Annotated in this window: 15 protein-coding genes and 1 riboswitch; of the genes, 13 read left to right on the forward strand and 2 right to left on the reverse strand. The window is 36.7% G+C overall.

Features of this window, described 5'->3' with window-relative positions:
* Nucleotides 1-416 precede the first annotated feature (416 nt).
* The 4 genes from C0Q44_RS27950 to C0Q44_RS27965 all read left to right on the forward strand — a co-directional run bounded on the left by C0Q44_RS27950 (nucleotide 417) and on the right by C0Q44_RS27965 (nucleotide 2998).
* Nucleotides 417-764, forward strand: coding sequence for a hypothetical protein (locus C0Q44_RS27950; protein WP_181151205.1), 348 nt, complete (start codon nucleotides 417-419; stop codon nucleotides 762-764).
* A gap of 315 nt (nucleotides 765-1079) precedes the next feature.
* On the forward strand, nucleotides 1080-1766 hold the full coding sequence (locus C0Q44_RS27955) for a site-specific integrase (RefSeq protein WP_258166595.1): 687 nt from the start codon (nucleotides 1080-1082) through the stop codon (nucleotides 1764-1766).
* Between the two features lie 59 nt (nucleotides 1767-1825).
* The gene (locus C0Q44_RS27960; RefSeq protein ID WP_105410420.1) at nucleotides 1826-2404 is read left to right on the forward strand and encodes a hypothetical protein; all 579 of its coding nucleotides are present in this window, start codon (nucleotides 1826-1828) and stop codon (nucleotides 2402-2404) included.
* Between the two features lie 93 nt (nucleotides 2405-2497).
* On the forward strand, nucleotides 2498-2998 hold the full coding sequence (locus C0Q44_RS27965; protein WP_105410421.1) for a hypothetical protein: 501 nt from the start codon (nucleotides 2498-2500) through the stop codon (nucleotides 2996-2998).
* 78 nt (nucleotides 2999-3076) lie between these two features.
* Nucleotides 3077-3165, forward strand: a riboswitch (cyclic di-GMP riboswitch).
* A 124-nt stretch (nucleotides 3166-3289) separates the two neighbouring features.
* Here C0Q44_RS27965 and C0Q44_RS27970 read toward each other — a convergent pair.
* Nucleotides 3290-3523, reverse strand: a complete 234-nt coding sequence (locus tag C0Q44_RS27970; protein WP_105410422.1) for a hypothetical protein — start codon at nucleotides 3521-3523, stop codon at nucleotides 3290-3292.
* Nucleotides 3524-3708: 185 nt separating this feature from the next.
* On the opposite strand from C0Q44_RS27970, the gene C0Q44_RS27975 reads away from it, so the two are divergent.
* The 4 genes from C0Q44_RS27975 (at nucleotide 3709) to C0Q44_RS27985 (ending at nucleotide 6600) form a co-directional block, all read left to right on the forward strand.
* Complete coding sequence (locus tag C0Q44_RS27975) at nucleotides 3709-4500, forward strand: LytR/AlgR family response regulator transcription factor (protein ID WP_105410423.1); 792 nt, start codon at nucleotides 3709-3711, stop codon at nucleotides 4498-4500.
* A 272-nt stretch (nucleotides 4501-4772) separates the two neighbouring features.
* Nucleotides 4773-6146, forward strand: coding sequence for an XRE family transcriptional regulator (locus C0Q44_RS27980; protein ID WP_105410424.1), 1374 nt, complete (start codon nucleotides 4773-4775; stop codon nucleotides 6144-6146).
* Nucleotides 6143-6307, forward strand: a complete 165-nt coding sequence (locus tag C0Q44_RS30445) for a hypothetical protein (RefSeq protein WP_181151206.1) — start codon at nucleotides 6143-6145, stop codon at nucleotides 6305-6307. The genes C0Q44_RS27980 and C0Q44_RS30445 overlap by 4 nt, the downstream gene beginning before the upstream one ends.
* Nucleotides 6308-6447: 140 nt before the next feature.
* Nucleotides 6448-6600 carry an aspartyl-phosphate phosphatase Spo0E family protein gene (locus C0Q44_RS27985; protein WP_258166605.1) on the forward strand — a complete coding sequence of 51 codons (153 nt, stop codon included), beginning with the start codon at nucleotides 6448-6450 and terminating at the stop codon, nucleotides 6598-6600.
* 1129 nt (nucleotides 6601-7729) lie between these two features.
* Here the strand turns inward: C0Q44_RS27985 and C0Q44_RS27990 are convergent.
* Nucleotides 7730-8503: a hypothetical protein gene (locus tag C0Q44_RS27990; RefSeq protein WP_105410426.1), complete on the reverse strand. Its 774-nt coding sequence runs from the start codon at nucleotides 8501-8503 to the stop codon at nucleotides 7730-7732.
* A 434-nt stretch (nucleotides 8504-8937) separates the two neighbouring features.
* Here C0Q44_RS27990 and C0Q44_RS27995 point away from each other — a divergent pair, with 434 nt between their 5' ends.
* From C0Q44_RS27995 to C0Q44_RS28015, 5 genes are all read left to right on the forward strand, one after another.
* Complete coding sequence (locus tag C0Q44_RS27995) at nucleotides 8938-9282, forward strand: hypothetical protein (RefSeq protein ID WP_146113526.1); 345 nt, start codon at nucleotides 8938-8940, stop codon at nucleotides 9280-9282.
* A 316-nt stretch (nucleotides 9283-9598) separates the two neighbouring features.
* Nucleotides 9599-10003: a hypothetical protein gene (locus C0Q44_RS28000; RefSeq protein ID WP_181151207.1), complete on the forward strand. Its 405-nt coding sequence runs from the start codon at nucleotides 9599-9601 to the stop codon at nucleotides 10001-10003.
* Between the two features lie 199 nt (nucleotides 10004-10202).
* Nucleotides 10203-10439, forward strand: coding sequence for a hypothetical protein (locus C0Q44_RS30450; RefSeq protein WP_181151208.1), 237 nt, complete (start codon nucleotides 10203-10205; stop codon nucleotides 10437-10439).
* Nucleotides 10440-10656: 217 nt separating this feature from the next.
* Nucleotides 10657-11946, forward strand: a complete 1290-nt coding sequence (locus C0Q44_RS28010) for a competence protein CoiA family protein (protein ID WP_105410430.1) — start codon at nucleotides 10657-10659, stop codon at nucleotides 11944-11946.
* 56 nt (nucleotides 11947-12002) lie between these two features.
* Nucleotides 12003-12575 carry a hypothetical protein gene (locus C0Q44_RS28015; protein ID WP_105410431.1) on the forward strand — a complete coding sequence of 191 codons (573 nt, stop codon included), beginning with the start codon at nucleotides 12003-12005 and terminating at the stop codon, nucleotides 12573-12575.
* Nucleotides 12576-12845: the final 270 nt, after the last annotated feature.

Here is a 12845-nt window from a genome sequence, read left to right on the forward strand (position 1 = left end):
GCAGTTTTTTTGTGATATAATCGAAGAATTATAAGTTCCGATAATTTAAAGGTATTGGAACTTACGAGAGTTAACTTACTTACATTTTAAAGATACTTTACATAATAATATGTATGTTAACTAAGTTGAACATGATTATCTTTTTATTGATAATTTACACTTCCATGTATTATGCCCAATTTACTTAATTAAATACATTTAAGTGCACAATATTACAAAAAAGGAGTTGAGTTATACTACATGTATGAAAACTGGAAATCATCGGATTCCTTAATTGAAGAATATGAGAGTAGCGGATTGTACATGTCCATTGAATTAGGAATTAGAATGATTGATCCAAAGTCCATTATCGCTTTATCACGAATTCCGGTGGAATCACAATTAGAGAGTCTTCGAAATAAAGTCAATAAGCATGGGTGGAAGGATCCAACCCCCGAGGGTTGCACCTTGTACTTCTTCCGGCCACTGCACATCACGTAGTCTGCAGTGGTGGTAACCACAGAGCAGTAATCAGTAATGAGTTGAAAATAGAGAAAATTCAGGCTAGTGTTTCTGCTTATTTAAAAATCGATTTACTGTCTGAAGATGAGCTTCTTTATATAGAAGAAAAAGAAAAGGAAATTAGAAGAGTTTTTATGAATATTCGTCAAAAAACTGAATGTGAGACGAATAACTTACATTCACGGCTGATGGATTTGGAAGAAGAGGTTGATGATTTTAAGAAGAATCTATACTTCAAATATATTCAAAAGCATGATGGGTAAAGCATTCCTAAATTGGAGGTGGTTGGGGTTGGTACTTATAAAATATGATTCTACTGACGTAGAAAACCCCAGATAAACCTGGAGCTACTTATAGAGCAGAGTAAACACTATATGTCCAAATCAAAAGCGGACAATACAGTTATATCTTACAAAAGTGACTGGGCACATTTTAAATCATGGTGTATCAAGTATGAGCAACCATACTTGCCAACCACCGATGAAGCTTACGGGTCCTATTTAACAAGCTTAGCAGCTTCCGGGTATAAAGTTAGTACGATTCAACGTAGGATCTCCTCCATATCTCGAGCACATATAATGAAGAAACTAGAATCACCTAATACTATTCATATCAAAACGATATGGTCCGGAATTAAAAGAATCCATGGTTCTGCCGAGGTAGGAAAGAGTCCAATCACAGTTGACACATTAAAAGAGATATTACAGCATGTTCCGGAGAATAGAATGATAGGTTATCGTGATAGGGCTCTGCTATTAATCGGCTTTAGTGGGGCATACAGAAGGTCCGAATTAGTGAATTTTGATGTGAAGGACATCCGAATTACTCCTGAAGGGATGATTATGCGGATCGCAAAATCAAAAACAGACCAGGAGGGGAAAGGTGAATTCATTGGTATTCCATATGGATCACGGTTAGAGACTTGCCCGGTCCGTAGTTATAATGAATGGATAAAACAATCAGGCATCACTGATGGAGCAATATTCAGACCTGTTAATAAACATAGCCATGTTTCAGAAAAGAGACTCTCAGACAAGGCCGTAGCATTGATAATTAAGAAGTATGTAGCTGCTGTAGGATTGGACCCAGCACTTTATGCCGGCCACAGCATACGTTCAGGTTTTGCTACCTCAGCTGCTATGCTTGGTAAAAGTGAAAGGTCGATAAAGGAACAAACACGTCATGCTTCTGATGCCATGGTTAGAAGATATATTCGGATGGGTTCTTTATTTACCGAGAATGCTGCTCAAAATATCGGCCTTTAGATAGATTGTAGTATAATGCTATGAATAATAGATATAATTTTATTAACAGGAGGAATCACATGAGTGAGTATAAGGTCGTGAAAACTGATGATGGTTACACAGTTGATTTAGGAGATGGGAACCTTGTTACTGTAAGTAAAGATGAGTTAATTGGTAATATTGATTCCCCTGCACCAAAATTTCAATGGAAAAATACATTGCAAAGTGTGAAATCAAAATTTCAATTGCCTAAGCCGGTTCGAGCCCTGCTATTTCTTAGAACAGAAGAAGAACGGATGAACTATCTCAGAAGCATGCCTTCGCGATCTGTTGAGTCATTAACTACTGCCATTGCTTATGTTATTTTAAAGGGCAACGTACTTGAGAAAGCAGTTGAGATGGGAATTGCAATACCAGAGAAGGTGCAGCTTTTTATAAATGAAATTGACGCTAAAGTTAGAAAAAGCGGGGAATTAACGGTTGCTGGTGTTAAGTCTGCTGTTCAAACGACAAAAAATATTATTGGTGCAGCTGCTGTTGTCCTGTTCGGTATTGTGCTTCTTACTAATCCTGCAATAATGGTCGTATTGCTCCCACTTTTCCTAGCAGCTGATGTCATAGGACTATTTAAGGACTTTTCAGATAAAAAAGAGAAATAATATATCAAGCTGATTTACTTAGATCTATATTCGATTCAGCTAACCCTATATTGTTTGTAACTTAAAGAAAATTGAAGGGGAACGGTCCTACATATGTCCAATGACAACAATACGCGGAGTACTGATAGTGAGAAAAGTACCGAAACAATGATGTATACACTTCATAGTGGGGTCACGGGAAACATAGAACTGAACAGTACTCAACAAAAGGAATGGTTCAAACACTATGCGGATGGTCGTAAATATATCACTACAGAAGGTGGATATATCAGAGGTTTGAATCCCAAACTTGTTTCTATATGTAAAATTAAGAAGAATAGTGAGCTTGGTAATACCTCAGAACCAAATAAAGAAGTAGTCGATGAAACAAAAACTATTCAACAAAATGAATCAATATTGGACGTAGTTGCTATAACTAAAGTCTCATACAAAATTCAATGTGTCTGCAGCGCCAGGTATGTCTCTACTTTAAGAGATGAATTAACTAAATTGAACTGTAAATACTGCGGTAAATTACTATATCCGGATCGTTCACGTAATAAAGTGGATACTATCTATGGCAAAGCCTGGATAACCACTAATTTAGATTCATAAATACAGGGATACGATGTTCACGATATTCCCCTTATGGATCTACTTGGCTAAAAAATAAAGATGTTATACAATGAATAGTACGTTAAAAAGCAAACTTACTGAAAAGTGAGGACGCAAAGCCGAGGGTCTAATGTTCCTGTTGGAACTATGACAGCCTGGTTACCGAAGTTGAAAATCAATTGATTTAAACCGGTGGAATGGGCTGATCTCTTTAGAGAGGCCCTTTTTTATTGCAAAAAATCAGCTCCCCATGTTCTTTGGCGGCCGGGAGCTGATTTTTACAAGAGCCATCTATACTGCTGTTAATGGCAGGCTGGATTCCAATGGCATTGAAACAAATTTAGAAGAGAATCTCTTCACATTCACTGATTTGTCCAATTCTAATTTGATAAGATCCTTTAAACTTTCAAGGACTTCCGTCTCTGTATCTCCAACAACGCTCAACCGAAACTCTGGAGCGTATGCGCTGACGTTCTTAGAAGAATAGTCTTCTTCAACCAAAATCATAACTTCTCTGCTGTTCATATATTGCCCTCCATGGATAGTGTGTGAGTTATCTTTTTTATAGTGAAAATGTACTACTTTTAGTACGATTATACCGCATGAATGGGTCATTAGTATGATATGGCATATTTGGACGAAGGTTGACCTTATATGGAGAAAAATTTGTCGAATAACAGCGAATTAAACAGTAATAGGGGGAAGTCCACGTGCCAAACAAAATATTGACCGCAATTATTGCTGAAGATAACATTGAAAACCGTGAACAAATGGTGATTTACGCAAATAGGATAGGGATTAGCGTTCTAAGTACCGTCGCGTCCGGCGAATGGCTTATTGACGATTGTATCCGTTACAATCCAGATATTGTATTTTTGAAAAATGATCTTAATGGTACTCCAGGATTGATTGCTTATGAAAGACTAATTGATTATGGAGTTAAACCGTATTTGATCATCATGGCTGATGAATTGAATACAGAGTTAATGCTAGCAGGGCTTCAGCTGAATTGTCTTGATTTTTTGAATAAACCTGTGAATTTAGTTCGTATGACTGAAGCCGTAGACAAGGTTAGAATGACATTGGATAGAGACCTGAGCATTACACATGGATCGCCTGGAAGAATCATAAGTCTAAAATCGAGTTACAAGACCATCTATGTGAACGAGCATAATCTTATTTATGCAAGTAAGCTTAAAGGGGAGCATCGGACTATCATTTATGCTGAAGGCAGTGAGGATGAGATCATATCTACCAGCTCACTTAAAGATATCATGAGTCAGTGCTCAAGCAGCTTTTTTATGCCTAATCAGTCTAACATCATTAACATGAACTATGTGTCTAAAGTGTTTGCTAGTGAGAATACGATTGGGAACTATATCATCTTGTTGCACAATGCTGTTGAAATTGATTTGCCTAGACGTAAACGCAAACTCTTTGAAGAGGCCTTCAAGCTCAATAACAAAGATTCTAGTACTTTAAATATATCAAATGAAGATTAACACCTTATACTGGGACAGCTAATCATCAAGGTATTTATTTGACCAGCTCTTTTAGCCTGGTCTATTTGCTTTTCATTTCAAGTTTCATAGTACAATGTTTTGTTAGGGGTACCGAGCATGTTATAAAGATCCGTTCGTTGTCCTGCTAAATTTATAAGAATCAGAAATTTCGCATAAAAGGCATTGACCTATGGTAGATTAATCCATAGTATTACTTATAAAGAGAAAAACATATAAAAAATGGTTTATTATCTGTGGAGGTGGAATCTCACTTGGAATCAAATAATGTAAAGACGATCCGAACAGAATTGCTACACTACATAGATCAGAATAAACTACTTATTTATCATTTTGCTGAGAAATCCGGAATTAATTCAGGTACCTTGAGTAGGATCATTAATGGATCGAAACCTATGCCGATCAGAACCCTTGACAAATTGACTTCAACTATGGGATTAGAAGAAGGGGCTTACTATGACCTCTATGTTGAAGAGCTGATGCAGGATCCCTCAACAGATTGGAGAAGATTAAGACCATTCATTGCACGGTGTGCTGAATTGAATAAACTTGCATGTGTTGAGCAAGTTGTTGATTTGATGCTGGAAAAATCATATTATATCTCTTCGCTTTTTGATTTTGCAGAAATGTTATACGCAGAAGGGGATAAATCTGTTGCATTAATTATTTACAAGAAAGTCTCCGAGGGAGAGCGATATCAACATGCAGAGCGACTGGCTGTATGCCAATACAGAATTTTTAAGTCTACATTAAATGATAACCAAGACCTAAATTTAGAGCGTGCCTTGATATTTGAACCGTTTGTTACAAGACTGAGTGAAACCGAACAGTTAGATGCATTAAAGGATCTAGCAAATTTGTATTTGTCACTTAGACGTTGGGACAAAGCATTGAGTCTTGGTGGCGAAATGGGAAGAATTGCAAAAAATCAGTATGAGCAGAATCATAATCGCAAGCGACAAGACAGAAGCGAAGCCACCCCACAAAAACCCCTCTTTGGCTATATTCTTTACTCACATTTAATTCTTGGGGCTATTGCTGAAGAGAAACAAGAGTATGTACAAGCCTTACAACATGTTGCACAGTACGAAAATCATGATTGGATTATAGAAAGTGATGCAGCAGCTGAGCAAACAAAAAAACAATTTCTATCATGGGCTACCGCTAACAAAACTCTTTATAGGTTGATGTCAGGTGAAACTGATCTAATTGATGATTATGTTGAATCCCTGGCAACTAACGATAGTGAAATATTACGTGCACTTTTTAAGATAGTTAAGGCTGCTCTGAGATATGACATGAACATTGATCATATACTTGAACGGTTTGATGAAACAATCCAATCTCAGGTGGTTTCACAATGTAAAGTAGGGTCGTATTCTTCACAGATTATCAATGACCGGTTTGTAATTTTCTTAGCCGACATAGGGGAGTATTTTTCAAAGAGTTTACGCCCAAAGGTTGGAATTCTCTTTATACTAGATAGTTTGGCAATCTCTGCTAAGATCAAAAATGATGCTTGTATGGTAAGATGCTTCTGTTTATTTGATGAAGTAAGGGATTCAGCAACAGAAGAGCAGCTCAATAGGTACAAAGCAATTTTAAGGGAGGTTCAATCACACAGATGAAAAAAAAATCAATTTTAGTCTCTGCGTTTGTGGTTCTGGCAATCCTGGTATTCACTCCATTAAACCAGGTATCAGCAAATACGGATGTTACTAAACCTGCTGTCCCCGTTTCTCCGAACACCACAGTAACGACCACTTCACACGGTGAAGGCGGTTGGTAGAAGTTTAACGACCTTCGTAAGCCTCCATGTTAAAGGAGGCTTTTTTTATTGAATTTTTGTTCATATGATTAAGTCAATAATTTGAGCAGAAACCGATAGGATATATATTGAGGTGAATCATTATGATTAAAAGTTCAGATATGAGCACTTTGGAACAAGAGAGACAGTGCCTAAATAAATTAGTAAACTTATATGGGCTTGCACACCCTTTAGTCATAAAACAATCTGAACGATTAGATGAAGTAATAAATCAGCACTATAAAAATTACATAAATCGTATCAATGAGGGTTAACTCGCTCTTGTATCTGGTAGAGTCCCTGAATTAAATTACGTTATCTTTCATCTGATAAGTCCAGGCTAAATAGAAATTTATTGAGGTGTTCACCCCATCATTTAATGTTGGGGTATCTTTTTGATTGTTCAAATAGTCTGATTGTAGGGATACCCTTACTCGCTTTAATGTTGCTGGTGCTTTTTGGTTTAGCGGGAATTGTTGATTTATTACTACAAAACTAATTGATGTAATCAGTGGATTGAGTGGAAAGTTCTATGGTTACTTTGAGGAATTTAATACCAAACAACAATGAAGACTGGGTATTATAATGTAGGCAGACCTCTCATTAAAATAAGTATAGAGAGCGATTGCGTTCAAGAAATGTAACTGATTGTTCAGAATTAATTCATTATTACCCCAAGGTTGCATATACATTGTATATGTTATATAGTGGTGCTATAATTGCCATAACGTTATAAGTAACGTTACCTAGTAACGTTACATAAAGACAGATTAAAGCAGTAGCAGTAGTGCCACTCTTATTTACAGCTAGGATTCCCTCGCTAAAAGTAGTCCTAGCAGTAATGCATTAAGTAAGTCAAAAATGAGCATTTAACAGTTGGCGCTGTTAATGCTTCTTTTTTTTGCGAGAAGAAGACTTACTCGGCAAAAAGAATGTGCGAAGGGTATGAATAAATCTTAATGATGCTGTACCAAGGTTCAACAATGTTGTTAGAAATATTGCTGCATTCGAAACAATAAATATAATAAAAAAAATCTTGCTAATGTTTGTCCCCTCCCTTCATAGAGGGCACCACAGCTACTACTATCATACTGTAACCCAACATATGCTATTTTGTAAACAAGACTTTATCGACATAATTAATAGCGAAATACACTTCCTGACTCAAATGCTATGGGAGAGTAAGAAGGCTATAGACAAAGGATTATTAAAAAAAAAACAGAAAAATAAATCGTTTTTCTACGTAATTCATCAATAAACTTCCGAAGTTTGAACATACCATATGTAGTATCCGGTTTAAATAGAATAATTCGGGTCATTATGCATTAACTTATGCTTACTTAACTACTGAGAAATAACGATACCCCTGGTGTATACCCCAGGGGTATCTTGCATTTGTTGAATTTAGAATGTTTTTACTGTCCGGAGAATCGTTGCCAATTGAAGATATTTAATCGGCTTATAAAAAATTATTGGTTCAATAACTTTTCGAAATAGCCAGACTATAATAGTTGCTGCAAGTATAAGACTTAAAATAATCCCTATTGCAGTACTTAAATTAGAAGCAGCAAAAAGTTTATTCAATGAGATGTTCCATAGTGGGAATAAAAATGCTGTGAAAATGGCTACTGGCAACCATCGCAATTTGCGGAGGCTATCGCTTCGTTCTGTGTAGTAGGCAATAAGATAATCAATGTAATTCTTATCCATCTTGCTATTATTATTTAAGTATTTATGAATAACACTACACTGGATAGAGAAGAGGACTTCTTTGTTGAAGTTTAAGATCCAGAACTTAACTAGAAAGGAGAGCTCGCGATATTCCTTTTTCACAAATAAATTTGAAGCAGTACCTGATCCAATAAGACCGACGAATCCTCCTAAGAACATGACTAAAAAAATTATACCCCAATAACCGGGTGTCTCTTTATCAGTCCACCATGAAAAGATTAGGTTACCGAAGATTGATAAAATTAATAAACTTAAATTTATTACAGCAATCCATTCAAAAACCTTAGCTGTAGTATTCATGAGCATTTTACTTCTTGAATTCTCATTTAATAGAGAGTACAGATCTCGTTTAATAATCTGGTCTTGAACTGATTCATTTGACAGTATTTTTTCTGGTTTATTATTAATTTTTACTGGACGTATGTATCTTCCATACATGCTTAACATCAAATTCCTCCCTTAAACTATATATATCCATGGACAGATACTATTCGTAGTATCTGGGTGGTATCTTTGCCAGTACAATTTGTACAATTTTAATTAATGGTCTATTAATAGTTGTTGTTGTATATTAAAGGTAATATAGCATATAACTTAGGGGGTAAGGAATTGTCTTTTAAAACCTCACATTCTATCATGAAAAAGAAGGGACGCTGGAACAAAAAAGGGAAGGTTCCTTCGCGAGTATTTTCATGCCCAACTTGCTTTTCGAAGTACACTGAACCACCTCGCTCGTCAAGCAACAATAAGACCTACTGCTCCCAATGCCTGGTGAAAACAAATGAATTTGTAAATTTGAAACAGATTACCGTTTACAAATCAAAATAATAAATTCTTATAAAGATGTTAACTCACTTGTTATCAGAACACGGGTTAAATTAATGGAGGAAGGACAGGTAGATATGATAATGGGAACATGCCCTAAATGTGGAGGAGACTTGCAAGAAACAAGACAATCTACGGAAGTCCAAATTAATGAGCAGAAGAAGATTAAGATGCCGGAGCTCTCTGCTCTTAAGTGTATATCGTGTAGTGATGTATATTTTACCCCTTCCGCGAATCAAGAGATGGAAAGAATACTAATGCGTGAAATTCTAAATACGGAAATAGATGAACTGGAAAAAGAATGCCGATCCTGTAGCAGCCAAGAACGGTATGAAGAACTTCTTATAGAAATTGAAAATCTTAGAAAACAACTGGAAGACATCATAGAGAACTCATTGTAATGGCTAAACAACCCAATATTCGTTCTACTGGATCTTATTAAAGCCTGGTTCGGGTGTGGTCCTTTAGATAGTAAAAAAGGGTACCTAACGTGGGGGCCAGGCTCAACGTTTCCTAGTTAAGATTGACCTTGGAGTTGTTTGTCTTTTATTGAGCTTGAGAGATGTTGCAATCTTATAGCCAAGATAATGTATGGAAGCTTCAGTATGCCCAAAATTCATGAATAAACTTTAAATCTTTAATCAGGAGCGGATTTATAAATTGAAATCGATAATTATAACTATAGGGATAGGCTATTTTTATATAGTCATTTCTATTATGAGATGGATCATTGAGGTTCCAACATTGTTTATTGCATTACTATCCATAGCTGCAGCATTATTTACCTTAGCGGATTATTACAGCGATGTGAAAAGCAATGAAAAGTGGGCCACTAACACATTTGTTAGCGGTCTGGTTTTTCTTATCGCATCTCTCGTCTCGTTATTACCAATCCCTGTATTCAACAATCTAACAGGGTTTTGGATTGTACAAAGAGCTGGAGATTGGGCTACACTATTTGGCCTTGGCATCGTTGTTATCACAATCGGATATAAAGAAATGGCAAAAACTAAATTAGTTGAATCTCTCAAAGTGCAGGAGGAACAGGTTCCCCCATTGATACTGAACCTATCAAAGTGCAGGAAGAACAAGACTCCCCAATTATTATTGTCAAAAAAATGACTGAAATTGAGTACAACACGATGATGGAATTGAATGACGTCATTACTCAATTAAAAAAATAGATCCTCATGTCTTCGGGAATGGTAAGGTTTACAATGGCTGGTCGGTATTCTACGATATTCTGGTAGACATTTATAATGCAGGAGGCCCTTTTTATGACGGTTTAAATCGGCAGTTATTTTTTGAATTCTTAGAGTCGTTGGATAGTACTACAGAAATTATAGTGAATCTTGCTGACCCTGATTTTGATGATGATCGCGATTTAGGTGATATCGTCTTATGGGGTACGAGCTACGAGGTTTACTCACAGTCTTCTATTAAATATATTGAAGGACCGACTGTTCAGGATGTCATTGAAAATTTGGGTGAAACACTTGAGCGGTGGAAATCTCTTAAAGATAACATTACGAAACAGTATGAACAAACTCGAGTATAATGACAAACCCTGCTTTGGATGTAGATTTTGGAGAATCTTGAAGACGAAATCAAGCCCTCAAGCGAATGCCGTTGTTTATTATCTTATCTTTAAAGTGAGGGGGACTGTAGAATTACGATTAGAGTTTAGGACTTAAACGTAATCATGATGCCGGAATTACCATACATTGAACTAGTCGCTTACCAAAAAAGAGTACGTTGGAAAGGAGTGGAATGATTTGCAAATTGCCAATTACGAGAATACTCTAATCTCTCTTTTTGACGAATTCAATAAGTATCCCCGGAAAGATCTGGCTATCACAGAGATCAGGAAAAAGGGGAGAAAAGATGGTTTTAGATGTCCTTTCTGTGATGAATATCTCATACTTCGTGCGGGGAACATGAATGAACCTCATTTTGCACATAAACAGGGGAAGTCCTGTACAGTTGCCCGTTCATATGAACAATACGAGCGGCAAGTAAAGAGGGAATCAGCTCAGCACTCGGTAATACGGGACGTCATTTACGATGACTTGAGAACGCAGGAGAGATATAAGCCTGATCTTAAAGTGGAGCATGGCTATAAAGCGAAAGCTGAGGGAAGTTGGAAGGTTGTCCCCGATATCATTGTAAAAAAGGGGCACTATGAGTTTGGTATATCAGTCCTGACCAATGTATATCAGGAGGGTGATGAGTCACTCGTAAAGATAATTCGAAAAAGGAATCAATATTTCGATGAGAAAGGCTTAAATAATATCTGGTTTATAGAGGATCAAGAGCTGAGTTTAGATTTATCGTATAGAGTATTGTTTCTTTGGGAATCTGAGACCCTTCTTAGTACCAAAACAGATTGGGATCACAAATGGGATAAACTACTGAATAATCTATCTGGTAAAGATACTTACTCGATATCAGAGGCGTTTAATTATAATGAGAAACAGATTCTCCAAAATGATGTCCGCAGCCTGTACTATGTTCATTCCACGCCTGATGGAATATCGTTTTCTGTTCATAGAATCATCTTTGATGAACTTGAACCCCCATACCGAGCTTTTGCTGTAACAACGGGGTATAAGATGCAACTTACAGAAGCTTTGGTAATCCAGGATTACCTTCAGTTATCTAATGATGATTTCGAAAATCGGCAAATGGATATTTTTAAATTAGATTTTGCTAAGGGAATAGATCGCATCACGCAAATTGATGAAGGAAGAACAGAGGACACCAATCAATTGAATGATATTGAAATACCACTACCACAAATTGTAAGACAGAACAAACCTCAAAAGGATCTTCCGGTGATCTACTGGGATGATGGGACCGTTACATACCTCATCGAAAGGCTTAAACGAAAGTACATATCTGTAGAGGATGCCGCCTTACTGGCGCAATATTTGAGACATAACAGGGAGCTAGTTATTTTTAAGGGATGGGACCTTCGTGATATTAAAAAAATGGCTTTTGAAGCACTGGGAAAAATATCGGATCCCAATGTGAGGATACATCTTATTGAGATTGTAGATTTATAGTTTGTTATAATAATAGACGTAGTTCGACCAATTAGAGTATGGAAGGGCGGTTAACGATGAAGGATACATTCAAGGTTGGCAGTACATACGATTGTGTTGTAAATGGACAGATCTGGGCGTTTACTGTAGTCGAAGTAGATGAAGAAAATGAGGGAAACCTTTGGATTACCTGGAGTACTGATTGGAGTACCGGTATTACTGGTGAGGAAGAAGATGAAGAATGTCATTCCATTGATGACTTGGTCAAAAAGGTTGAAGATCATAAAAATAATGTGGCTGCAGGAATCATCTATCCACGAGGAGATAGCGAAGAAGCTCAATTTAATGGATTAACTGAGTTAATATCAAAGCCGAGATACTATTTCGGGCAAATGGAAGTTCCTCGGGCTTTTGTACTTACAGACCATTTTTCACCTGAAGGGTACAGACCGGACAGAGAGTATCTAGAATTCGTTTTTGATCCCGAAAGCTCCCTGTTAAGAGTGTCAAGTCCAGATCCTGCGGCAGACGTTCCTAGCTGGGTAATTGAACGGTTTGATGTATCTGGTGTTACTAGGGTGAAACCCGAAACACGTACAGAGAAGGTAGTTTATCTTCTTAAGATTAGCCAGGTAAAGAGTAGCATCTAATAAGGATGCGCATTCTGGAGTACAGCTTCAGCAAATATGAGAAAGACGATAAATAGTTTTCAAGAATATAGTAACGGCTATCATAACCCAATAAAAGGAGGAACTTAGATGAAAAGTCACGGATTGGGTAACTAAAGGCGGTTTTAAAGGATTTCTAGGAATAATATATAGAAAAAGCGAAACAGTAGTTTAGATTGTTAAAGCAAAATGCTAAATATGGTTGTTAAGTCTCTACTAATAAATTTGTATTTTTTATAACGATTGCTGCCC

The organism is Paenibacillus sp. PCH8 (assembly GCF_002968835.1).
Classification (GTDB): domain Bacteria; phylum Bacillota; class Bacilli; order Paenibacillales; family Paenibacillaceae; genus Paenibacillus.

Excerpts from the sequence above, each read along its gene's own strand:
- C0Q44_RS27955 (WP_258166595.1), top strand. The coding sequence starts at position 1,080 with ATGAAGAAACTAGAATCACCTAATACTATTCATATCAAAACGATATGG.
- C0Q44_RS27960 (WP_105410420.1), top strand. The coding sequence starts at position 1,826 with ATGAGTGAGTATAAGGTCGTGAAAACTGATGATGGTTACACAGTTGAT.
- C0Q44_RS27965 (WP_105410421.1), top strand. The coding sequence starts at position 2,498 with ATGTCCAATGACAACAATACGCGGAGTACTGATAGTGAGAAAAGTACC.
- C0Q44_RS27970 (WP_105410422.1), bottom strand. The coding sequence starts at position 3,523 with ATGAACAGCAGAGAAGTTATGATTTTGGTTGAAGAAGACTATTCTTCT.
- C0Q44_RS30445 (WP_181151206.1), top strand. The coding sequence starts at position 6,143 with ATGAAAAAAAAATCAATTTTAGTCTCTGCGTTTGTGGTTCTGGCAATC.
- C0Q44_RS27985 (WP_258166605.1), top strand. The coding sequence starts at position 6,448 with ATGAGCACTTTGGAACAAGAGAGACAGTGCCTAAATAAATTAGTAAAC.
- C0Q44_RS27990 (WP_105410426.1), bottom strand. The coding sequence starts at position 8,503 with ATGTTAAGCATGTATGGAAGATACATACGTCCAGTAAAAATTAATAAT.
- C0Q44_RS27995 (WP_146113526.1), top strand. The coding sequence starts at position 8,938 with ATGGAGGAAGGACAGGTAGATATGATAATGGGAACATGCCCTAAATGT.
- C0Q44_RS28000 (WP_181151207.1), top strand. The coding sequence starts at position 9,599 with ATGAGATGGATCATTGAGGTTCCAACATTGTTTATTGCATTACTATCC.
- C0Q44_RS28015 (WP_105410431.1), top strand. The coding sequence starts at position 12,003 with ATGAAGGATACATTCAAGGTTGGCAGTACATACGATTGTGTTGTAAAT.